The sequence below is a fragment of the Microbulbifer maximicatervae (SeqCode) genome (assembly GCF_052467325.1).
In genome coordinates this window covers 3087844-3109690 of record NZ_CP174310.1, presented here as the reverse complement: position 1 = coordinate 3109690, position 21847 = coordinate 3087844, and the positions used below count along the sequence as shown (strand labels likewise).

The window sequence follows — 21847 nt, the reverse complement described above, 5'->3', positions numbered from 1 at the left end:
AGTGAAATGCAAAACACGCTGGTTAGTTCCAGAGGTTGTTCAGACCTCTAATATGGACTGTGGCCCGGCTTCCCTGAAGTGCTTGCTTGAAGGCTTTGGTGTAAACACACATTACGGCCATTTACGCGATGCTTGCCAGACTGATGTAGATGGCACCTCAATAAATACTCTGGAAAAGATTGCGATAGAGTTAGGGCTGGATGCCGCCCAGATGGTAGTTCCTGTGGATCACCTTTTACTGAGTTCCACTGATTACTTACCAGGATTGGTTGTGGTGCGCCTACCTAATGGCAACACTCATTTTGTTGTGGCTTGGAGAAATCATCGCGGTATCGTGCAAGTGATGGACCCTGCCAGTGGCAGGCGTTGGCCTAGCGCACGTCGTTTTTTGGATGAGTTGCATGTCCACATCCTACGGGTGTCTCCTCAAGGCTGGAGAAGCTGGGCAGGTGGTGATGACTTTATTGCCCCGCTTAAAGAGCGTATTGCACACTTAAAGGTTGGCGATACTGTGGCCACCACGCTCTGTGACAAAGGGCTAAAAGATAAGAGTTGGCTGTCGCTGGCATTTCTCGATGCATCCATTCGAATGCTCACCTCATTAGTTACGTCCGGGGCGATAAAGCGAGGAGCTGAAGTCAGTGGTATGTTGCAGCGGCTGTTTGTTGAGTTTTCTACAGATACCAGTCAAGCATTTTCTCTAGTGCCAGAGAGTTACTGGTGCGCTAGGCCGTCCCGTCCCAGTGGAAGTGAGCCGGCAGAGACAATTGAACTGTCGCCAGAGCAGCTGGCATTTAGTGGTGCGGTCATCGTGAGTGTTAAAGGGGTTCGCAATGTCAGTGAAGTTAAACCGAAATCGGAAGCGCTATCGAGGGCCTTGCGAGAGCCACAGGTTCAACCTCTCAAGCAACTATGGGGGTTGATGCGTGAAGATGGAATGATTGCGCCACTCTCTATATTTATTGCTATGCTCGGAGCGGTATTGGGGCTGATGTTCGAAGCCTTGCTTTTCCGTGGCTTGATTGATATTCACAGTGAGTTAGCGACAGAGATACAGCGAGCAGGCACGATTGCATTGCTACTGGTCTTTATGATCACATTACTGCTATTGCAGTTTCCTGCATCAAAAATCCAAATGGTGGTAGGGCGGCGTTTAGAAAATCGATTTCGCATGCGTTTTTTAACGGCGCTGCCCCAAGTACCCGATCACTTCTTTCAGAGCCGCCCGACCTCTGACACAGCCGAGCGCTCACATCGTATTGCCGCCTTAAGAGGTTTGCCTGTTCTTGGAACGAGTATCGTTTTTAAAATTTTCTCCCTGCTCGCTACTGCACTGGGAATAATTTGGCTTGCGCCTGTTGCTGCTCCTTTGGTGCTAATGATGTCGGTATTGCAAGTTGCTGTACCTTTGATGTTTCACCCTGTACTCACTGATTACAGTATGAGAGTGCAAACTCATGCGGGAGCCTTGGCTCGCTTCTATATGGATGCGCTGCTGGGAGTTATCCCAATCCGTACGCACGGCGCTGGTGAGTCTGTACGGCGTGAGCATGAAAACCTGCTCACCGAATGGATAAGGGCTGGATACTCATCACTGAGTTTCCAACTCAATAGCCAGGCGGTACAGCTGTTGGTTAATTGCACTCTCAGTAGTGTATTGGTGATTTATTGTGTTAATGCACGAGGGGCAAGTCCCGATCTGCTTTTATTGATATATTGGGTGTTGGCACTGCCGCCACTGGGTGAAGAAATTGCGGGGCTGATGCGAAGTTATCCACGGCAGCGAAATTTTTTACTGAGAGCCCTCGAACCGCTGCAAGCAGTCACTGAAACTGATACAGATAAAAATTCCGCTGATAGTGTGGCATTTTTCCCGGCAAAACCGGTGGGAATTAAGTTTGAGAATGTCACCGTTAATGCCAGCGGTCGCACTATTCTCGACAGGGTAAATCTGGAAATCAGCCCCGGTGAGCAAATTGCTGTGGTCGGAGCATCCGGCGCTGGAAAATCTAGCCTTGCAGGGTTATTGCTGGGGTGGCACAAGCCCGCCAGTGGCCGTGTAATGCTCAACGGTGGAGAATTGAAGGGAGAATTACTGCATCGTTTTCGCCTTCACTGTGCCTGGGTTGATCCCGCAATTCAGCTGTGGAATAGCAGCCTTTTGGAGAACCTGAGTTACGGCAATAAGCCGGAAACTCCCCTTTACCCCATTTTACAGCAAGCAGATTTACTCAAGTTGGTAGCAGCGCTACCGGAGGGGCTGCAAAGCCCGCTAGGTGAAAGTGGTGCTCTGGTCAGTGGTGGTGAAGGGCAGCGTGTACGTCTGGGGCGCGCACTTGGCCGTGAGGAAACTGCTTGTGTGATTCTGGATGAACCGTTCCGGGGTCTTGATCGCCAACAGCGGCAGCGCTTGATGAACCGGGTGCGGGAGGTTTGGCAGGGGGTTACCCTGATCTGTATTACCCACGATATCAGCGAAACCCGGGACTTTCCTCGTGTTTTGGTCGTGGACGATGGTTGCATTATTGAAGATGGCAAGCCCAGTGAGCTTCAAGCCCAGGGCGATACGCGCTATGCACAGCTACTGGCAGCTGAAAGCAGTCTCTGGCAAGAGTGTTGGCAGAGTAGCAGTTGGCGTCACTTGCGTATGGCCAGCGGTCAATTGACAGAAGTGCAAGGAGTCCCTGGGGCGACACCGGCCTCCCGGTTTACGGAGGTTGCCAGTGAGCAGTAAAGAATTAATGCCCTATTGCTGGCCAGTGTCACAGCTGGAGGCCGCCTTACAAGCGTTAGCAAAATACAGCGGCTTGGAGCCAGAGGTAGCGGAGCACAAATCCCAGGGAAGCACCCTGGAGTTGAATGCCAGGTTGCAGGCAGGTGCCGAAGCTTTGGACTTGCAAGTGGAGCAGGTGAGTTGTAGCTATCCAGAGATGGAAACCATGTTGTTGGGAGCCGCCCCGGCACTGTTGCGGGTTCGCTTTCCCGAGGGGGAATATTTTATCGCACTGTGTGGTGGCAGGGGGCATAAGTTACAGCTGCTCACACCGGCACTGAATGTGGAGAAAGTTTGCCTAGAGCTGGTTATTCAGCAGCTGGCTCGCGAGCTTGAAGGGCCTCAGCGCGAACGAATCGAGCAACTGTTGGATAGTGCATGCATTAAAGGGCGTCGCCGCAAGAAAGCCATGGCTGCTCTGCTGCGGGAAAATCTTGCGGGCGTACGCCTGGATGATTTCTGGCTGTTGCGTCAACCCTCTCACCGGTCTTTCCGCTTACAGCTTCGCCAGCGCGGGTTGTATTGGCGCTTTGCCGCCATGCTTGCCTGTCACAGTGCCCAGATGACTATTTTTCTGTGCAGTTGGTGGGTAATAGGTAGGGCTGTGCTCGAGGGCCATATTGATACCGGCTGGCTATCTGCCTGGGTATTGCTATTGGTGACTCAGGTTCCCCTATCTTTGCTCACAGCCCGAATGCGAGGAGTGCTCTCTGTTGAGACAGGTGCACTCCTGAAGCAGCGACTGCTTGCCAGCGCGCTGCGCGTTATTCCCAGTCGTATTCGCCATATGGGGTCGGGTCAGGTATTGGGCAGGGTTTATGATGCGGAGAATATAGAAGCCAGTGCATTGCAGGGTGCCTTTTTATTGTTGCTTGGCGCTGTAGAACTGTTAATTGCAGCCTCAATTTTACTGATGGGAGCTGGTGGCCTTATCTACGCAGCAATTTTGCCCCTATTTTTAGCGGTTGCGTTTTTCCTGGGGCGGGCACAGTACTACGGCCGCAAAGAGTGGACGTTACAGCGCCTTTCAATGACCCACCGTTTGATTGAGAAAATGATCGGCCACCGCACCCGCCTCGCGCAGCAGGCACCTGGCGACTGGCACCGGGGCGAAGACAGTGAGTTAAATAACTACCTGGAAATTTCCTCTCACATGGATAACACCATGGCGCGTTTGCAGGCTTTTTTGCCGCGCCTCTGGTTACTTCTTGGGGTAGTGGGGTTGGCTCCAATATTTATCGCTAACAGTGTCAGTAGTACCCAGCTCGCGATTGCCTTTGGAGGCATGTTGTTGGGGTATCGCGCGGTCTTGAAGTGTATGAGTGGCTTTACCAGTGCTTTGAATGCAGCAATTTCCTGGGAAAAAGTACGTGAATTATTTTTCTTGGAAGAGCGCATTGTAAAGGGAAGCGTGGGGTCGGCAATGGTTACGCCGTCGGGCCAGCAAAGTTCCTCGCAACCACTGTGTTATTTACGCGATATCGGCTTTACTTACAAAGGAAAAGATCAAGCGGCGTTGGCGGGTTGCAATCTCAGTATTTATCCTGGCGATCGGCTTTTACTACAGGGCGCTTCTGGTTCAGGTAAATCTACTTTAGCGAATATTCTTACCGGTATTCAGCGGCCGGATGAAGGTTTATTACTACTTAATGGCTACGACCGGGCGAGTATTGGTGCTGAGCCTTGGCGCAGGATGGTCGCCTCCTCTCCCCAATTTCATGAAAACCATGTGTTGGGAGACTCATTTTTATTCAATTTATTGATGGGAGATCAGTGGCCGCCACGTCAGGAGAGCCTGCGCAAGGCTTATGCAATTTGTGATGAGTTGGGTCTCACCCCGCTTCTTCGAAAAATGCCTGCGGGAATTTTACAGACGGTAGGGGAAATGGGGTGGCGGTTGTCTCACGGAGAGATGAGCCGTTTATTTATCGCCCGTGCACTTTTGCAAAATGCTGAGTTAGTGGTGCTGGATGAAAGTTTTGCGGCACTCGATCCGGAAAACCTCCGTATGGCGGTAGCCTGCGTACAGAAAAACGCAAAAACTTTGATGGTGATTGCCCACCCATAGAGCGATAAGTTTTTTATTGGGAATTTTTACCTCCACTTTACTTAAGTAATCTATGGGAGGATAAGTCTTATGTACCTCGAACCTGATATTCAGACTGATCTAACAGCTGTATACCTTTCTTTCCATAGTTGGTTAGAGCTTAAGCCTATGGCTAGCTATTCTAAGGCCCTCCCATAAAAAAGCCCGCTGACGCGGGCTTTTTTGTTATCAGGGTTAAGTCTTAAGCTTCTTATAATGCATGCGATGGGGTGTTGCATCCTCACCTTTGCGCTGCACAAAGTCCTCGTGGTACTCGGTATAGTTACCCTCGAAGAATATCGCTTCACTCTCACCCTCATAGGCGAGGATATGGGTGGCAACGCGGTCCAGGAACCAGCGATCGTGCGAGATTACCAGGGCGCAGCCGGGGAAGTTGAGCAGGGCTTCTTCCAGGGCGCGCAGGGTTTCGATATCCAGATCGTTGGAGGGTTCGTCCAGCAGCAGTACATTGGCGCCCTGCTTGAGGGTATAGGCCAGGTGCAGGCGTCCGCGTTCACCGCCGGAGAGTTCGCCTACGCGCTTCTGTTGGTCACTGCCCTTGAAGTTAAAGCGGCCAACATAGTTGCGCGAGCCCACTTCGTAGTTGTTGATCTTGAGCATATCGTGGCCGTCTGAGATGGCTTCCCATACGGTCTTGCTGTCATCCAGATTTTCACGGCCCTGTTCAACGTAGGCGACCTTAACGGTTTCCCCCATCTTGATCTCGCCGGAGTCTGGCTGCTCGGTGCCGCTGATCATTCGGAACAGGGTGGACTTACCGGCACCGTTACCGCCGACGATACCTACAATTGCGCCCTTGGGCACGCGGAAAGACAGGCTGTCGATCAGCAGGCGCTCGCCGAAGCCTTTGCTCACACCTTTAAACTCAATCACATTGTCGCCGAGACGCTCGCCGGGCGGAATGTAGATTTCGTTGGTCTCATTGCGGGCCTGGAAGTCCTGGGACTGCATTTCTTCCAGGCGGGACAAACGGGCCTTGTTTTTGGACTGACGGCCCTTGGGGTTTTGGCGGGCCCACTCGAGTTCCTTTTGCATAGCTTTGGCGCGAGCCTGTTCGCCGCGCTGCTCTTGCTCCAGGCGTTTTTCTTTCTGTTCCAGCCAAGTGGTGTAGTTGCCTTCCCAGGGGATGCCGTGGCCGCGGTCCAGTTCCAGAATCCAGCCGGCAACATTGTCGAGGAAGTAGCGATCGTGGGTGATGGCAACCACAGTGCCGGTGAAATCGTGCAGGAAGCGCTCCAGCCAGAATACGGATTCCGCATCCAGGTGGTTGGTGGGTTCGTCGAGAAGCAGCATATCCGGGCGGGACAGCAGCAGGCGGCACAGGGCCACACGACGTTTTTCACCGCCGGACAGGTTGTTGACGTCCGCATCCCAGGGTGGCAGGCGCAGTGCGTCTGCGGCGACTTCCAGGCGGTGCTCCAGGTTGTGGGCGTCCCAGGCCTGGATAATGTCTTCGAACTGTTGCTGTTTCTTGGCCAGGGCATCGAAGTCCGCGTCGGGCTCGGCGTAATCGGCGTAGACCTGTTCCAGGCCGGCGAGGGCGTCGATGGCTTCGCGTACACCGTCCTCTACGTTACCGCGCACGGTCTTGCTGGCATCGAGTTGCGGTTCCTGGGGCAGGTAGCCGACCTTGATGCCGGGCATTGCGCGGGCTTCGCCGTTAAAGTCCTGGTCGACCCCGGCCATGATGCGCAGCAGGGTGGATTTACCTGCGCCGTTTAGACCGAGTACGCCGATCTTGGCGCCGGGGAAGAAGGAGAGGGAGATGTCCTTGAGGATCTCGCGCTTGGGGGGCACTACTTTGCCCACCCGGTTCATGGTGTATACGTATTCGGCCATTTGGGGTTCCGTAATGGGTGTTGGAATCGGTCAGATTTTGCGCGCAACTTATCAGTTTGCGTAAAAAGTGCAACCGGGCATGTCTGAGGTAGCCCGCTGTACTCGCGTGTGGCTGACGTCAAATGTGATCTGTGTTTAACTGCGACACTATCTAGTACAAGAGCTATAAGACGAATAAAAATGGATCAGGATTCCCCGGTGTTGTTTTCCCGGCGCGGCGCCCTGGCGATCGCGACGTTAAACCTCCCCAAGGCTCTCAATGCCTTAAATTCACCCATGATCGACTTGTTGTCGGCCCAGTTGGACCGCTGGGCTGAAGACACTGAAGTCGCAGCAGTCTGGATCGATGGCAGTGGCGACAAGGCGCTGTGCGCTGGCGGCGATGTGGTGGCGCTGTATCGGGAGTCCGCCGCCTATGGTGAGACACCGGACTACGGCTTCACCACCGACTTCTTCTCCCGCGAATATCGCCTGGACTACCAGATTCACACTTACGCCAAGCCCGTCGTGGTGTGGGGCGGTGGCTTCGTGATGGGAGGCGGTATCGGCATTATGGCGGGAGCCAGCCACCGGATTGTGACGGAAACCACTCGCATGGCAATGCCGGAGATTACGATTGGTTTGTTTCCCGATGTGGGGGGCAGCTGGTTCCTGAATCGTATGCCCGGGCGCCTTGGACTTTTCCTGGGACTGACCGGTGCGCAGTTTAATGGCGCCGATGCCCTGTTTGCCGGTATGGCGGACCGCATAATCGGTCAGGGCCAGCGGGAGTCAGTCTTGTCTGCGTTAGCGGAGCTCAGTTTTGGTGAAAACCTGGAAGCCAATCACCAGTTAATTAGCAATTGCCTTAAATCCCAGGAGCTGCCCCTTCTGGAGCGGCCTGAGTCTGCTCTGCGAGAGCATTATGACCAAATCCAGCAGCTTACTGATTTTGCCACCTTGCCAGAGGTTTGTGCCGCCATCAGTGCATACCAGGGTGTGGATAAGTGGTTGCAGCGGGCAGCTGCCACTTTGGCAGGTGGCTCTCCGCTGACCCCCTGGATTGTGTGGGAGCAATTACAGCGGGCTCGACACCTCTCCCTGGCGGATATCTACCGCATGGAGTTGGCACTCGCGGTAAACCTCTGTGCCAGTGGCCACTTCAAGGAAGGGGTGCGCGCGCTGTTGATTGATAAAGACCGCGAACCCCAGTGGCAACCTGACAGCTTGGAACAGATTACACCTGCGCAGGTGGAAAGCTGCTTTGAGGGCCCCTGGGGCGGTGAGCACCCGCTGGCCGACCTGTAGATATCGTATTTACCGAGCGTCCCGGGCTGTTAATCGCCAGGGATACCAACAACAAAATAGGGAGTGGCTTTTATGGAAAAGATAGCCTTTTTTGGTTTGGGTAATATGGGTGGCCCCATGGCTGCCAACTTGGCGAAGGCCGGCTATACCGTAGCGGCATTTGATTTGAGCCCTGTTGCTCTGGAGCAGGCACAGCGAGACGGCTGCCTGCCCTGTGACAGTGCCCAGCAGGCTGTTGAGGGCGCGGATATCGTAATTTCCATGTTGCCCAGTGGCGACGCGGTGAAAGGGCTTTACCTGGGAGGGGCTGGGTTGTTGCAGCAACTCCCGGCCGATACCCTGATTATCGACTGTTCGACTATCTCTGCAGAGGATGCCTGCCAGGTCAGCCAGGCTGCGGGGGAGCATGGGTTGAGAGCGATAGATGCCCCGGTATCCGGAGGTACAGCTGCGGCACAGGCGGGGACGCTTTGCTTTATGTGCGGCGGGGATGAAGCGGCATTCGATGCAGCGCGGGCCCCGCTGCAGGTGATGGGCAGCAAGATATTTCTCGCCGGTGCTGCCGGTGCTGGGCAGGTGGCAAAGATCTGCAACAATCTGTTGCTTGCGATCCATATGACCGGTACCGCAGAAGCTTTACAGCTGGGGGTGGATAAGGGGCTGGATGCCAAGGTACTGAGCGATATTATGCGGGAAAGTTCGGGTAATAATTGGTCCCTGGCTAACTATAATCCCTACCCGGGCACTATGGAGAGCGTACCTTCGGCAAAGGGCTATGCCGGCGGTTTCAGTGTGGCATTGATGCTCAAGGACCTGGGACTGGCTATGGATGCCGCCTCAACCAGTGCATCTTCTACTCCGATGGGAGCCCTGGCGAAAAATCTTTTCCAACTGCATGGCGCTAGTGAGGAAAACCAGCAGCTGGATTTCTCCAGTATTCAGAACATGTTCCGGCGCCCGGCGGGTAGCCTTACCTAGGGCTTAGCTATAGGTCCTACACCGCAGTCAGGCAGCATTGGCTGTGGTGTAGTTTTAGGCGGTTTTACATAGTTGTACTGATGTCGCCTAATGGAAAAATTTGCGACAGTTCGCAAATTGGCAATTAGGTGCCAAATAGTGCAGGCTGCTCTGTTCCCAGCGGCAGCGAGAGTCGCTATCTTGCCAATCCCTTCCCGGAAATGGGCCCCCCTTTACCAACGCAATAGCTGTGCAGTCGTATGGCTTCAGTGGATTTTTTTCCAGGTAATTCGGCAGCTTGATTTGGATCAAGCTGTTCCAGTTAGCCTGCGGGTAACCTGTCCGCGACTTGTGATTGTGCCTGGAGGGGGGCCCTTCCTGAGTCGGGAAAAATGCCTAATCGCTTTATGGAGAAGTTAATGAATCGTATAACTGCTTGTGCGACAGCCGCTTTGACCGCCGTACTTACTGCACCCGCACTGGCCTATGAACAAGGCAGTTTAATTCTGCGCGGTGGCATGGCCACTGTAGCACCCGATGCTAATTCCAGCGTGCTTTCCTTGAATGGGACCGGCATCAACCAAACTGGCGTTGATGTGGATAATGGTTCCGCACTGGGCCTGACCGGCGTCTACATGTTCCGCGATCACTGGGGCTTGGAACTGGTTGCTGCAACGCCGTTCAGCCACGATATCGAAGTTGTGGGCGAGGGCCTGGGCAGCTTTGATCTGGGGGAAACCAAGCACCTGCCACCGACTCTGTTGGTTCAATGGTATCCGATGGAGCCGCAGTCCAACATTCAGCCGTATGTTGGCCTGGGTGTGAACTACACCGCTTTCTTTGATGAAGAAATCAGCAGCACCGCCGATAGTGCTTTCGCAAGCCTTGGCGCTACCGGTGATGCAGAGCTCTCCCTGGACAATTCATTTGGCCTGGCAGCAGAAGCTGGTATCGATTTTACCTTCGGTGCCGATCAACGCTGGCTGTTCAATATGTCCGTGTTCTGGATGGACATCGAGACCGACGCCACAGTCAAAGTACCTGGCCTGGGTGAAGTGACGGCCAATGTGGATATTGATCCGCTGGTTTACATGGCTGGTCTGGGCTACCGCTTCTAACAGGTAGCAATAAATAGGTCTGGGGTAGAGCAGTCACTGCGGTTTTCTGGTCGAAGACCCGGTGGCTGCTTTTTTGTTTGTGTCGGATTTTCAAGCAAACTACCGAACGAGGTGTGAATGAATATGAAGCAAGAGATTAAAAGCCCCGTGGGAGGGTTGTCTGAAGAACTCTTATCCCGTTATAGCGGACCCTGCCCGCGCTACACCTCGTATCCTACCGCCGATCGTTTTCACACATTAAATGGAATTGAGCCTTGGGCAGCACTGCAGGATATTCGCAGCTTGTCCCTTTATGTTCATATTCCTTTTTGCCGTTCTCTTTGTTACTTCTGCGCCTGTAATAAAGTAATTACTCACCAGTATGGATTGGCTTCCAGTTATCTGGATCACCTGCTGCAGGAGGCCCAGTGGTACCGGGATAAAGTGGCTGATGTCCCCGTCACCCAATTACACTTGGGCGGTGGTACGCCGACTTTCTTGAGTGATAGTGATATGCGTCGCTTAATGGGGGGGCTGGCTGAAGTTTTTGATTTGCGCCCAGGCGATGGGGTTGAATACAGTATTGAGGCCGATCCACGTACCCTTGAGTTAGAGACCCTGGATACTCTGCGAGAACTGGGTTTTAACCGCTTGAGCTTGGGGGTGCAGGATTTCGATATCGAAGTGCAGCGTTCAATCAATCGTATCTGCAGTGCCGACCAAGTCACGGAGTTGACCGTAGCGGCGCGTGAGCGCGGGTTTGAGTCTATTTCCTACGATCTGATTTACGGACTACCCAAGCAGGGACTGAGCAGCCTGCACCGCACTTTGGATAAAGTGCTGGAGCTGCAACCGGACCGCATCGCTCTCTATCACTATGCACACCTGCCGCACCGATTTAAGGCCCAGCGCCTGATTGATACGGATTTAATTCCTTCCGCCGCAGAAAAAGTGGCGATGCAGCTGGCGGCTGTAGAGCACCTGGGTAAGGCTGGGTATGAATTTTTGGGGATGGATCACTTTGCCCGCCCTGGGGATGAACTGGCTAAGGCAGCCCATGCCGGTATGTTGCAACGCAATTTCCAGGGGTACACCCTAATGCCGGCAGATGCTTTGGTTGGATTGGGAGCGTCTGCAATCAGCTACAGTCGCGATGGCTACTGGCAAAATTTACATCGCTTAAAAGAATATACTCAGGCGATTGGAGAAGGGAAATCTGCAGCCTGTCGCGGCTGGTTAATGGATGATGAAGATCGTTTGCGCCAGTGGATTATTAGTGAATTAATGTGTCGTTTGCGCTTGGATAAAAACCTTGTTGAACAGCGTATAGGTGCTTGCTTTGAGGAGTATTTCTCTGAGGAATTAGCGCGCTTACAGCCTATGTTTGACGATGGTCTAATTTATCAGGATAACGAAAATATTATTGTTACCGAGGAAGGCCGCTGGTTCGTGAGAAATGTTGCTGCTGCATTTGATATGTATTTGCACAGTCAAGAAACAGATGCGAAATATTCACGTGTTCTATAGCTACCGGCAGGAGACTAACGGCTCAACAGCCGTTACAATTGCGGCAAATTAGTTTACCGACCGGTTTAGTATGATGGATTCCTCTACAGCTGTTAGTTGCGGCAACTGTTCAGTCAGACGTTTGTGCTTGCCAGCTGGTTTGTGTCAGTCTGATATTGATCGGCTAGAGCAGATCACGCGTCGAAAGAAAATAATTAAAGCGGGGGAGACCCTTTACCGAGCTGGCGATCCATTTGCCAACCTCTATGCAATTCGTTCAGGTAGTTTTAAAACTGTGGTGATTGCTGCAGATGGTGACACTCAGGTCACCCACTTCGCTTTACCTGGGGAACTGCTCGGTCTGGATGCCTACAGTACTCGGGTACATCCGAGTTATGCGGAAGCATTGGAAGACAGTAGTGTTTGTCTGCTGCCTTTTACTCAACTGGAAATTTTGGCCCAGCAGGTGACAGCCCTGCAGCAGCAGATTTACAGCATTTTTTCTGAAGAGTTACGCCAGGAAAATGATATTTTAATGTTGTTGGGTAAACGCTCTGCCGATACTCGTTTGGCGGCTCTTCTGATTAATATTTCCAGCCGTTACGCTCGTCGTGGATACTCTCACAGTGCCTTTGTTTTATCGATGCCGCGCACTGATATCGCCAATTATCTGGGTTTGACAGCGGAAACTGTCAGCCGGCTTTTCTCGCGTTTTCAGCGAGAAAAATTAATTAAGGTGAGTGGCCGATCAGTTGAGATTGTTAATTTAATTGAACTCAGTGAGCTAGCGGGTACTCACTGCGGATATGATGAAGACTGAATCTTGAAATAGTGTCCTGGCTTTATGGTCAGCCAGGACACTACCCAACTCACTAAACTCCAGCAACCGTTTCGATTGCTGATATTGCCTCCGCCCACTTTTCTTTATCTGCCTCTGAAATGTAGCTCGCTTTGAAACTATTCAGGGCCAGTTTTTTCGCCTGCTCTTTGGTCATGCCCAGACTTTCGCTAAGGGCCAGATAATTTTTATTCACGTAACCGCCAAAGTAAGCGGGATCATCTGCATTAACCGTGACACACAGCCCGCGCTCGAGGAGTGACAAAATGGGGTGTTGGCTCATATTGTCGTACACACAGAGTGCGGTATTGGAGAGCGGGCAAACAGTCAGGGGAATATTTTCTGCTTTCAGGCGCTCAATTAGTGCTTCGTCCTCAACGCAGCGAACCCCATGGTCGACACGGCTCACGTCCAGAAGATCGAGAGCCTCTACGATATAATCGGCAGGTCCCTCTTCACCGGCGTGGGCAACTCTCTCAAGCCCTAGCTCTTTGGCCATAGCAAAAACTTTTTGAAATTTTCTGGGTGGATGACCCAGCTCAGAAGAGTCCAGCCCTACACCTTTTATTAAGTTCAGGTATGGTTTTGCCGCTTCCAAGGTGGCAATTGCTTCCTCTTCACTCAGGTGGCGTAAGAAGCACAAAATAAGGTGACTACTTATTCCCCACTCATTTCTTGCATCATCAAGAGCACTGTTAATACCCTTGATAACCACACCGATATCAATGCCCCTCTCTGTATGGGTTTGGGGGTCAAAGAAGATCTCTGTGTGGACAACATTGTCTTCACGACAGCGCTTGAGATAAGCCATGGTCAGATCATAAAAATCCCGCTCATGGATCAGGACCGAAGCGCCTTGATAATAAATATCGAGGAACGACTGTAAATTATGAAATTTATAGGCTGCTTTAATTTCCTCAATACTGGAAAAGGGAATTTCAATATTGTTGCGCTTGCTCAACTCGAACATTAGCTCCGGTTCCAGTGAACCCTCGATATGGAGATGAAGCTCGGCTTTTGGCAGTGCTTTCAAAAAGTTCAAATCAGCAATGGACATATAAATACCTTGTTGCGGGACTACCTGTGAATGTGAATGCGCCGGAGGCAATCCAACATTCCTACTCACAGAAACTGTCTGGGCTATAAAAGGGCGCTAATGGTATCAGGTTACGTTCTCTGAGAATAAAGCTGGTTACGGATTATTCTGGCAAGTTAGCCCTATGCTTAGCAGCAGCCAGCTACACCGCCAGAAAATACACTGATCGGTTTACTTGTTGCTTTTTATGTGTATACTGTACCGAGTAGTTTACATCTTGAGATTGATTAACGGATACTGAGGAGAGAGCAATGAGTAAGGTTGCCTTGATTACCGGGACTTCCACAGGGCTGGGGCAGAGTCTGGCGCTGCAAATGGTCAAGCAGGGGTTTAGGGTCTTTGCCACCATGAGAGATCTCTCCAAGGCCGACCAGCTGATAAATGCGGCTCCTCAGGGGGCGGCTCTCGAAGTGATGGAATTGGATGTAACAGATTCTGACAGTATTCAGAACTGCGTAGATACCATTATCCGGGATGCTGGGCATATCGATTTATTGATCAACAATGCTGGCGCTGGTTTTGTAAAGACCACTGAACACGCCAGCGAAGAAGAGATACGCTGGGTGACGGATGTGAACTACCTCGGTGTAGTTCGCTGCACTAAAGCAGTTTTACCCCATATGCGCGAAGCTCGTAGTGGACACGTTATCAATATTTCGTCGGTGGGCGGGCTAGTTGGGCAGCCGTTCAATGAGCTGTATTGTGCGGCAAAATTTGCTGTTGAGGGTTATACAGAAGCCATGGCAAGTTATATAACTCCTGCCTTTAATATCAATTTTACCGCTGTCGAGCCCGGTGGTATCCACTCGGAGTTTGCCAATAATGTACTTTCGCAGTTGGAGCAGAGCCAGGGGTACCCCGAAGATGAATACCAGGGGGTCTTCAATCAGTATATTGGTGGTATGAGGTCTCGGAGCCCAGAGAAGACGGCAGAAATATATCAAACTTGTGACCAAGTAGTTGGCGTGGTTTTGCAGGTTGTACAGGCTGAGGATCCACCAATTAGAGTCAGGACATCCTCCTGGGCCAATGAATTGTGTAATTTTAAGATAGGCTTAGATGATAATGGGAAAAAACAGCAGAAAATGGTGGTCGAGAGTTTTTTGCCGAATATCTAGACCTTCATTTCTTGGTAGGTTAGTAATTCCCCGTGAGCTAAATGAGTAAAATCCAGTTTTAATTTTGAGAATTTTACGTCTAGGGTGATCTATTAGGTGTCCAGCGGGTTCATTTTTTCAGTTGGCAAAGTAGCCCGCTCGGGTGTGTAATTTATTCACGGCAGGATGAATTCCCTATTTGATGCCCTGATTAACAGTACAATAGAGAACATATTTTTTTGGCTGCCTTTTTATGAGTAAGGCATCAGCAGCGGTAAGCTGCAGTAACTGTTCAGTCAGACGTTTATGTTTGCCTGCGGGGCTGGAACAAGCGGATATTGATCGGCTTGAGTGCGTTAGTCGTAGGAAAAAAGTGATTAAAGCGGGAGAGCCTCTTTATCGTGCAGGTGACCCGTTCCAAAGCCTCTTTGCAATCCGCTCCGGAAGCTTTAAAAGCGTGGTTATTGCTGCAGATGGAGATTCTCAGGTAACCCATTTTGCCCTTCCTGGAGAGCTTCTAGGGCTCGATGCTTATAGTAGTCGGCTCCACCCGAGCTATGCAGTGGCCCTTGAAGATAGCAGTGTATGTCTTCTTCCATTCGATCAGTTGGAAAATCTCGCTCAGGAAGTTCCAGTTTTACAGCAGCAAATCTATAGCATCTTTTCTGAAGAGTTGCGCCAGGAGAATGAGATTTTAATGCTGCTTGGTAAGCGTTCAGCGGATGCTCGTCTCGCTGCTTTACTTATGAATATATCCAGCCGTTATGCCTGCCGAGGTTACTCCCCTCGCGAATTTGTGCTTTCTATGCCTAGAATAGATATTGCCGACTATCTCGGATTAACGGCAGAAACGATAAGTCGTATATTTTCTCGTTTTCAGCGTGAGGGGCTGATAAAAGTTAGTGGTAGGATGATTGAGATTTTAAATATAGTTGCACTAAGTGATTTGGCGGGTACCCATCTTAGTTATGAGAATGATCAATGAATTTTTTTGGGGCTTATTTGAATTGCTGCATGTTATAGAAAGATATTAATTGACTGTCGTAAAGTTCAACTTTCTGTTTTATAAATTACTCTGCTATTTTTCTAGGTTTGTGGGTGTTTTAGCTGTAAATGCTGATACTAGATTATTTATACGGTGGCATCAGTTGGCAGGTGCCATGTAATTATAATTTATTTTCAGGCCTGTTTTTTATGACTGATTAATAATTCATTCGTGGAAAACGATTTTCCCCGATCTCTGTTAGCTATAAGTTTTCCAGGAAATGTTTACCTGAGCATAGTAATCTTTCAGTTAAGGTGCTGAAAAGTGCAAAAAAATAATAAGGTGAAAAGGGAAGAAATCATGCCAGTTAGAAGGCTTGACCTAGTTAAGAGTTTTGCAGTGGATGGGGCTTAGGTCGAAGCTGCGCCCAACTTAGCTATTTCTACTCATGGGGCGATAATCAAGCAATTTTTTACCCGAAAAGGGCATGGGGGAGATGATCTATTTTTCTTTTCTCCACATGATTGCTTTCTAGATGATCCGGGTATTAGTAGTGCCTTAACGGGTAATGCGAAATGTCGCGAGTAGGTAGGCAAAGGAAAGCTTTGTCATAATTATACGCTAAGTAAATTTTAAGAATCCCATGGCACAACTACAGGTCAGATTCCCGGTCGTGTCACACGCTTTTCATAAAAGGCGCGAGCTATGCTGGCGTACAAAAGGCAGTGGATAGCACCCATTAGCGCATTGAAATTGTGAATAGTCCGGATCTAAACAATCCTATAGACCAGTAATATATTGCAAAAGGGGTGGAGTCGGTAGACTTATTAACTATTCGCCATCGAATAAAGATGGGTAATCTCACTCTGGCTGATGTTCTCAATATTCGGCATAAAAATAAACTGCATTATGAAAATGTTTATTGCTCTTTTTGTCGCAGTGAAATGAGTTTTGGAGATATTGTTATTGGAGCTCCATTCTGGGGTAGCAAAATGCAGGGGGCAGCTACTAAATCAGTATTTTTGGACTGTAATACAAATGAGGTGGTGCTTGTTTGGCGGTGGTATAAATCTACTTATATTTCTAAGTACCTTTTTGATTTTAATGTTGGTCTTGCAGAGTTTTCTTTATTTTCCATATTTCCTCCTTATTTCTTTCGTATTTTATCTGGTTTTTTAAGAAACCTTCCTGGTTTGTCGCCTCACTTCCAAAATTATCTGTTCATGACAAACATCAAAAATTACTGAATATAACTTGAGTGTGAATGGCTGGTCATAGTACGTTAGTAGTACGGTTATGAGGGGTAACCCTCTTATTTTTATACTAGACGTTAAATAGGTGTCTTATGCCTGTTCGTGAACTTGATTTAGTTAAAATTTTTGCGCCTGAAGGTACCAATGTTGGGGATGCGCCGAACCTAGTCATCTCTGCCCACGGTGCCGCAACCAAAGAAGTTTTTTGTAGCAAGGGACATGGCGGTGATAATCTATTCTTTTTTGCCCCCCACGGTTATACGTTAGATGATCCGGGTCTGGAAAATGTAGTTAATGGGACCGCGAAATATCACGAGTGGGTTGGTAAAGGTAAATGGTGCAAAAACTATACTCTGAGTAAATTCCAGGGTTATCACGGATCTATGGCGGGGCAAATATTCGGTCGCCTAACGCGGCGATTCATTACTGATGGTGAAAGCTATAACGATATTCAGAGAGTTGTAGACTCGGCACATAAAAATAATCAATTTGTTGAGCGCAAGAAGACGGAGCTGGCAAAATATGATTTATCTGATCCGTTCCAAAAGTCTATGTACGATGCAAAATCCAGCTCGCTTGAAACCAGAATGGAAGCTAATTTTCTGACGATTCGAAATCGGCATAACCAAAAGAATCCGACACTGGTTGATGTGCTCAATATTCTGCATCGAAATAACTTGCATTATGAAAATATTTATTGCTCCTTCTGCCGCAATGAGCTGAATTTCAATAACTTTGTTATTGGTACACCTTCTTGGGATAGCCATAAGCAAAAAGTGTCTAGCTGAAGCAGTTAGATTGTCAAATTTCAGGCAAAAAAAAGGGGGGCGTAAACGCCCCCTTAATCCACTACTTATCAGGAGTGTGTGGAGAAAGCTAATTCCTTTTCAGATTCCTTGTGACCAATACCCGTCTTCCTTGTTTCCTGTAGCCAATCCATGGCCTCTTGTTGCTGTTTGAAATAGCGGACTTCACCGCTAACAAACCAGCTCCCGACTTTTGTGGCTATTTGCTGCCACTCCTCATCCCCAAGTACAGCGACATGCGAGAATTCATTGCCGTGCTTTAAGGCCAGCTTGAACTCATCCCAGATCGCGTGCATCCCCCAGCCCTCGAAATCCCGGAGATCAATCAGTAATTGAACCTGAGGTTTTTTTACCCCTTCCAGAGCATATTCTAATAGTGGTGTTATATGCTCATAATCCTCATGGGTTAACTCACCAATTGCCTTTATGTAAAGGAAAAACTCATCATTTATACGTTCCATGCCAATGGATATGCCGTGGCGTTTAAACTGCATTAACATTTCCTCCCTGCTGTTTTGGTGACCTAAGCTAATGCCTGCGCGGGCATTTGATGTTGTGTCAGATCTTCGTGCAGGGACTCGTAAATTTTTCTGGTTGCCCTGTCGAAATATCTGCAGCTTAATTCACTGACCTGTTTCTGAATATAAATCCAGTCGGTAGTCCCCAGGTACTGTTCGATCTGTGGGAAAATAGATTTATTTTCCAACTCCATATGCTTGCGTTGCAGCTTCAGGTAGGTGTTGCAAGCTCCTTGCAGCACTCTCCGTTCAACGGTCGCATCATTGGCAATAGCGTAAAATAAAGCGCACATGTGTTTTGTCGCTGCGGCTATATTTTCATGCTGCATTTGCGCTTCGTAAATTGATTCCCTGTCATGTACTGGCTTAGTCAACAGCCGGGAAAATATTAAATCCTCAACTGGGTGGTGATACCTATCCGGGTATGCCGATAAATAATCCAAAGCATCAAGGATCAGTGACAAGGTGTTTGGATCGCGGTCGCCGCAGCCAAAAAGATCCAGGAGTAATTGCTCAAAGGCGTTGAGCAACTCTTGCATATGTTTATGGTCACAGCACAGTTGTCGGTAGATGGCATTCATCCCAGACCTCCGCGATTTGTCGATGGGTCTATTGTTGCCATATGTACCAATCCAAAGTTGATTTGGATCAAGTGAGGGGGACTTAGTGGGACTCAAGGTGGAATTTACCGCTACCTACTCAGGGGAGGGCTGAGGTTATCAATAGGTATGAGGCTGACCATGCCGCTGAATTCCTTGGGCCAACTCTTATCTGTACCTCGTTGTATTTGACCACAAGATAAATTAAACCTATTTTCGAGTAGCCCTTTCTTCAGTTTTTTCCACAAGTACGCTCTTCTGTCGGACCTAGATAAGGGTGTGTCTGATCCTTCATATTTTAATAATTTCTAATGACGTGTTGTTGCACATTTAAGCATGCTGCGATGTTTCCCGTTGTTCAATAAATTTATTGGTGCTGAAGTCGTAGGTTGTCATCGAATTATTCTGCAGCGCTCTATTTATGTGTCACGACAAAGTTAATGCAACAGGATGGGAGTGTTAATGAAAATAGTTAAGGCTGGTATAGGTGTGCTGGCACTCGTTGTTTCAGCGGGCGCAATTGCCGAGGGCGCCTACTGGGGGGGTGTGGCCGGAATAACAGATTTTGATTTCAAGGGGGTCGATAATCCACTGAATTTGGGACTGCGAGCAGGTTATGTGCGGGCCTCGGGTTTTGGGGTGGAAGGTGAATATACCAGTTCACTATTAAGTGGTGAGACTGAGGCTTATGGTCGGAATGTGGGTGTAGACATACGTACTCTTGCTACTTATGCGACTTACAGAACAGAGGGGGACTGGTACCTGAAAGGACGCCTGGGCCTTCTCTATGAAGACGTTTCTGTTGGCAGCGAAAGTAGTGATGACCTGGGTGTCAGCTTAGGGGCTGGAATTGGTTATAGCCTGAATGAAATTTATCACCTGGAGCTTGAGTACACCATATTAGAGAAGGATGTCAGTTATTGGTCAGGCGGGTTTAGCCTGAGATTTTAATTGTCCCTTTCCTAAATTTAACTAGTGGAGACATCTCTTTTTAGAAGCTCCTAGGTTACATACTGACCTGTCTAAGTAAACACTTGTGCCAATTGATCGTGCCCCTATAATCCCTGCCCTTTGATCAGACTTCGAGATTTAAGGGGAAGATGGTGGGCTTTAATCTCAAGGCAATGGCTGCAGTTGCCGCTCTGTTGTGTTCCGCTACCGCTTATGGGCAGGGTGCGTATATCGGTGGCGTTTTCGGTGTTTTGGATGTTGATGCCAGGGGGGAGAGCCCTTTAAATGGGGGGATTCGAGCCGGTTATACCTGGGGTTCTGGCTGGGGATTCGAGGCAGAAGTCACCGACTCTGTCATTGATGGTGAGTTCGACTACTACTGGTACGATTACAACTACTCCCTGGCAACACAAGCTGTTTATGCCACCTATCGCAGCCCGGGCAACATTTATCTGAAAGGTCGTATCGGCTACCTCCATGAGGAGTTGGAGATAGATAATTGGGAGAAAGAGTACTCGGATAACGGTGCATCTGCCGGGCTCGGGGCTGGTTTCAAACTGACCGACGAGGCGACCCTGGAACTGGATTACACCATCATTGAGTCAGATGTGAATTACTGGTCTGGCTCTGTGGTGTACAAATTCTGACCGCCTTTTTAAGGTGGACGGGTTGGTCCCGCCACGTCTCTGCATTTGCGCATTCATGCTGCCCTTGGTGTACAATGCGCGCCTTTCTAAAATGCCCAGAATGCATTGAGCAGTAGGGCCATCCCACGCTGGGAGCCTTTGGTCCTACTCATAAGTCTGGGCGCTGTGGTATCGAGTTTTAAAAGCCTCTACTCAAGCCCGCTTTACCGAGGGAACACCATGTTTGATTCATCTGTCACTTTAGCTTCTTACGACCCGGAAATTTGGGAAGCCATCCAGGAGGAAGACTCTCGTCAGGAAGACCATATCGAGTTAATCGCCTCTGAGAACTACACCAGCCCAATGGTAATGGAAGCTCAGGGCAGCAGCCTGACTAACAAGTATGCCGAGGGCTATCCAGGCAAGCGTTATTACGGCGGTTGTGAGTACGTGGACAAAGTGGAAACCCTGGCCATTGAGCGCGCCAAGGAGCTGTTTGGTGCTGACTACGCGAATGTGCAGCCGCACTCTGGATCACAGGCTAATGCGGCTGTTTACCAGGCGCTCTGTGCCCCAGGTGACACTGTACTGGGCATGAGTCTGGCCCACGGTGGCCACCTTACCCACGGTGCCCGCGTTAACTTTTCCGGCAAGATCTACAATGCAGTGCAGTACGGTCTGAACCCGGAAACTGGCGAAGTGGATTACGAGGAAGTTGAACGCCTGGCGCTTGAGCACAAGCCGAAGATGATCGTGGCTGGTTTCTCTGCCTATAGCCGAGTGATGGATTGGGCGCGTTTCCGCGAGATCGCTGACAAAGTGGGTGCTTACCTGTTTGTGGATATGGCTCACATTGCAGGCCTGGTTGCCGCTGGTGAGTATCCCTCCCCAATCTCCCACGCCGATGTTGTGACTTCTACTACTCACAAAACCCTGCGTGGCCCCCGCGGCGGTATCATCCTGGCGCGCGCCAACGAAGAAATTGAGAAGAAGCTCAACTCCGCTGTATTCCCCGGTGGTCAGGGTGGCCCGCTGATGCATGTGATCGCGGCGAAAGCGGTTTCTTTCAAAGAGGCCATGACCCCTGAATACAAGGCCTACCAGAAGAAGGTTGTGGAAAATGCCCGCGCAATGGCGGAGACCTTCCTCGATCGCGGTATCAACATTGTATCCGGTGGGACCGATGATCACCTGATGCTGGTTGACCTGATTGGCAAAGAGTACACCGGTAAGGATGCGGATGAAGCCCTGGGTAACGCCAACATCACCGTTAATAAGAACGCGGTACCCAACGATCCGCGCTCTCCTTTCATTACCAGCGGCCTGCGTGTCGGTACCCCGGCAATCACTACTCGCGGCTTTGGTGTAAAGGAAACCCAACAGCTCACTCACTGGATCTGCGACGTGCTGGATGCACTGGAGAAAGGTGATGTTGAAGCCACTATCGCCGATGTGAAGCAGAAGGTTCTGGGGATTTGCGCAGAGTTTCCTGTGTATAAAAAAGGCTGATCA

At 49.9% G+C, this 21847-nt stretch carries 18 protein-coding genes; 14 read left to right on the top strand and 4 right to left on the bottom strand.

Annotated features, from left to right (window positions below):
* Position 1 precedes the first annotated feature (1 nt).
* Positions 2–2734: an ATP-binding cassette domain-containing protein gene (locus ACJJIE_RS13935; RefSeq protein WP_444892075.1), complete on the top strand. Its 2733-nt coding sequence runs from the start codon at positions 2–4 to the stop codon at positions 2732–2734.
* The gene (locus ACJJIE_RS13930) at positions 2724–4841 is read left to right on the top strand and encodes an ATP-binding cassette domain-containing protein (protein WP_444892074.1); all 2118 of its coding nucleotides are present in this window, start codon (positions 2724–2726) and stop codon (positions 4839–4841) included. The genes ACJJIE_RS13935 and ACJJIE_RS13930 overlap by 11 nt, the downstream gene beginning before the upstream one ends.
* A 213-nt stretch (positions 4842–5054) precedes the next feature.
* Here ACJJIE_RS13930 and ettA read toward each other — a convergent pair whose 3' ends face one another.
* The gene (ettA, locus tag ACJJIE_RS13925) at positions 5055–6719 is read right to left on the bottom strand and encodes an energy-dependent translational throttle protein EttA (RefSeq protein ID WP_444892073.1); all 1665 of its coding nucleotides are present in this window, start codon (positions 6717–6719) and stop codon (positions 5055–5057) included.
* A 180-nt stretch (positions 6720–6899) separates the two neighbouring features.
* Here ettA and ACJJIE_RS13920 point away from each other — a divergent pair, with 180 nt between their 5' ends.
* From ACJJIE_RS13920 to fnr (ACJJIE_RS13900), 5 genes are all read left to right on the top strand, one after another.
* Positions 6900–8006, top strand: a complete 1107-nt coding sequence (locus ACJJIE_RS13920; protein WP_444892072.1) for an enoyl-CoA hydratase/isomerase family protein — start codon at positions 6900–6902, stop codon at positions 8004–8006.
* Positions 8007–8078: 72 nt separating this feature from the next.
* Complete coding sequence (gene mmsB / locus ACJJIE_RS13915; RefSeq protein ID WP_444892071.1) at positions 8079–8984, top strand: 3-hydroxyisobutyrate dehydrogenase; 906 nt, start codon at positions 8079–8081, stop codon at positions 8982–8984.
* A gap of 398 nt (positions 8985–9382) precedes the next feature.
* A complete protein-coding gene (locus ACJJIE_RS13910) occupies positions 9383–10081 on the top strand; it encodes an OmpW/AlkL family protein (RefSeq protein WP_282931182.1) in 699 nt (232 codons plus the stop codon).
* Positions 10082–10204: 123 nt separating this feature from the next.
* Positions 10205–11587, top strand: a complete 1383-nt coding sequence (hemN, locus tag ACJJIE_RS13905) for an oxygen-independent coproporphyrinogen III oxidase (RefSeq protein WP_282931183.1) — start codon at positions 10205–10207, stop codon at positions 11585–11587.
* A gap of 70 nt (positions 11588–11657) precedes the next feature.
* Positions 11658–12386, top strand: coding sequence for a fumarate/nitrate reduction transcriptional regulator Fnr (fnr, locus tag ACJJIE_RS13900; protein WP_282931184.1), 729 nt, complete (start codon positions 11658–11660; stop codon positions 12384–12386).
* 52 nt (positions 12387–12438) lie between these two features.
* On the opposite strand, the gene ACJJIE_RS13895 is transcribed toward fnr (ACJJIE_RS13900), so the two are convergent.
* Entirely contained in the window at positions 12439–13461 is a 1023-nt protein-coding gene (locus ACJJIE_RS13895; protein ID WP_282931185.1) for an adenosine deaminase, read from the bottom strand.
* Positions 13462–13751: 290 nt separating this feature from the next.
* On the opposite strand from ACJJIE_RS13895, the gene ACJJIE_RS13890 reads away from it, so the two are divergent.
* From ACJJIE_RS13890 to ACJJIE_RS13875, 4 genes are all read left to right on the top strand, one after another.
* On the top strand, positions 13752–14618 hold the full coding sequence (locus tag ACJJIE_RS13890; protein ID WP_444892070.1) for an SDR family oxidoreductase: 867 nt from the start codon (positions 13752–13754) through the stop codon (positions 14616–14618).
* Between the two features lie 232 nt (positions 14619–14850).
* Positions 14851–15582 carry a fumarate/nitrate reduction transcriptional regulator Fnr gene (gene fnr, locus ACJJIE_RS13885; RefSeq protein ID WP_444892069.1) on the top strand — a complete coding sequence of 244 codons (732 nt, stop codon included), beginning with the start codon at positions 14851–14853 and terminating at the stop codon, positions 15580–15582.
* A gap of 851 nt (positions 15583–16433) precedes the next feature.
* Positions 16434–16829, top strand: a complete 396-nt coding sequence (locus ACJJIE_RS13880) for a hypothetical protein (RefSeq protein ID WP_444892068.1) — start codon at positions 16434–16436, stop codon at positions 16827–16829.
* Between the two features lie 98 nt (positions 16830–16927).
* Complete coding sequence (locus ACJJIE_RS13875; RefSeq protein ID WP_282931189.1) at positions 16928–17623, top strand: putative adhesin; 696 nt, start codon at positions 16928–16930, stop codon at positions 17621–17623.
* A gap of 68 nt (positions 17624–17691) precedes the next feature.
* On the opposite strand, the gene ACJJIE_RS13870 is transcribed toward ACJJIE_RS13875, so the two are convergent.
* Positions 17692–18135: a SpoIIAA family protein gene (locus ACJJIE_RS13870; protein ID WP_282931190.1), complete on the bottom strand. Its 444-nt coding sequence runs from the start codon at positions 18133–18135 to the stop codon at positions 17692–17694.
* Positions 18136–18164: 29 nt separating this feature from the next.
* A complete protein-coding gene (locus ACJJIE_RS13865; RefSeq protein WP_282931191.1) occupies positions 18165–18740 on the bottom strand; it encodes a hemerythrin domain-containing protein in 576 nt (191 codons plus the stop codon).
* 480 nt (positions 18741–19220) lie between these two features.
* Here ACJJIE_RS13865 and ACJJIE_RS13860 point away from each other — a divergent pair, with 480 nt between their 5' ends.
* The 3 genes from ACJJIE_RS13860 to glyA all read left to right on the top strand — a co-directional run bounded on the left by ACJJIE_RS13860 (position 19221) and on the right by glyA (position 21844).
* On the top strand, positions 19221–19709 hold the full coding sequence (locus ACJJIE_RS13860; protein WP_444892067.1) for an outer membrane beta-barrel protein: 489 nt from the start codon (positions 19221–19223) through the stop codon (positions 19707–19709).
* A 149-nt stretch (positions 19710–19858) separates the two neighbouring features.
* Positions 19859–20356, top strand: a complete 498-nt coding sequence (locus ACJJIE_RS13855; protein WP_444892066.1) for a porin family protein — start codon at positions 19859–19861, stop codon at positions 20354–20356.
* A gap of 219 nt (positions 20357–20575) precedes the next feature.
* Positions 20576–21844 (top strand): serine hydroxymethyltransferase, encoded by a 1269-nt coding sequence (glyA, locus tag ACJJIE_RS13850; RefSeq protein ID WP_108734578.1) that lies wholly within the window; start codon positions 20576–20578, stop codon positions 21842–21844.
* The last annotated feature ends 3 nt before the right edge of the window (positions 21845–21847 follow it).

What these genes read in the sequence shown, in the direction of transcription:
- ettA (WP_444892073.1), bottom strand. Translation starts at nt 6,719, where the DNA reads ATGGCCGAATACGTATACACCATGAACCGGGTGGGCAAAGTAGTGCCC.
- ACJJIE_RS13920 (WP_444892072.1), top strand. Translation starts at nt 6,900, where the DNA reads ATGGATCAGGATTCCCCGGTGTTGTTTTCCCGGCGCGGCGCCCTGGCG.
- mmsB (WP_444892071.1), top strand. Translation starts at nt 8,079, where the DNA reads ATGGAAAAGATAGCCTTTTTTGGTTTGGGTAATATGGGTGGCCCCATG.
- ACJJIE_RS13910 (WP_282931182.1), top strand. Translation starts at nt 9,383, where the DNA reads ATGAATCGTATAACTGCTTGTGCGACAGCCGCTTTGACCGCCGTACTT.
- hemN (WP_282931183.1), top strand. Translation starts at nt 10,205, where the DNA reads ATGAAGCAAGAGATTAAAAGCCCCGTGGGAGGGTTGTCTGAAGAACTC.
- fnr (WP_282931184.1), top strand. Translation starts at nt 11,658, where the DNA reads ATGATGGATTCCTCTACAGCTGTTAGTTGCGGCAACTGTTCAGTCAGA.
- ACJJIE_RS13895 (WP_282931185.1), bottom strand. Translation starts at nt 13,461, where the DNA reads ATGTCCATTGCTGATTTGAACTTTTTGAAAGCACTGCCAAAAGCCGAG.
- ACJJIE_RS13890 (WP_444892070.1), top strand. Translation starts at nt 13,752, where the DNA reads ATGAGTAAGGTTGCCTTGATTACCGGGACTTCCACAGGGCTGGGGCAG.
- fnr (WP_444892069.1), top strand. Translation starts at nt 14,851, where the DNA reads ATGAGTAAGGCATCAGCAGCGGTAAGCTGCAGTAACTGTTCAGTCAGA.
- ACJJIE_RS13880 (WP_444892068.1), top strand. Translation starts at nt 16,434, where the DNA reads ATGGGTAATCTCACTCTGGCTGATGTTCTCAATATTCGGCATAAAAAT.
- ACJJIE_RS13875 (WP_282931189.1), top strand. Translation starts at nt 16,928, where the DNA reads ATGCCTGTTCGTGAACTTGATTTAGTTAAAATTTTTGCGCCTGAAGGT.
- ACJJIE_RS13870 (WP_282931190.1), bottom strand. Translation starts at nt 18,135, where the DNA reads ATGCAGTTTAAACGCCACGGCATATCCATTGGCATGGAACGTATAAAT.
- ACJJIE_RS13865 (WP_282931191.1), bottom strand. Translation starts at nt 18,740, where the DNA reads ATGAATGCCATCTACCGACAACTGTGCTGTGACCATAAACATATGCAA.
- ACJJIE_RS13860 (WP_444892067.1), top strand. Translation starts at nt 19,221, where the DNA reads ATGAAAATAGTTAAGGCTGGTATAGGTGTGCTGGCACTCGTTGTTTCA.
- ACJJIE_RS13855 (WP_444892066.1), top strand. Translation starts at nt 19,859, where the DNA reads ATGGTGGGCTTTAATCTCAAGGCAATGGCTGCAGTTGCCGCTCTGTTG.
- glyA (WP_108734578.1), top strand. Translation starts at nt 20,576, where the DNA reads ATGTTTGATTCATCTGTCACTTTAGCTTCTTACGACCCGGAAATTTGG.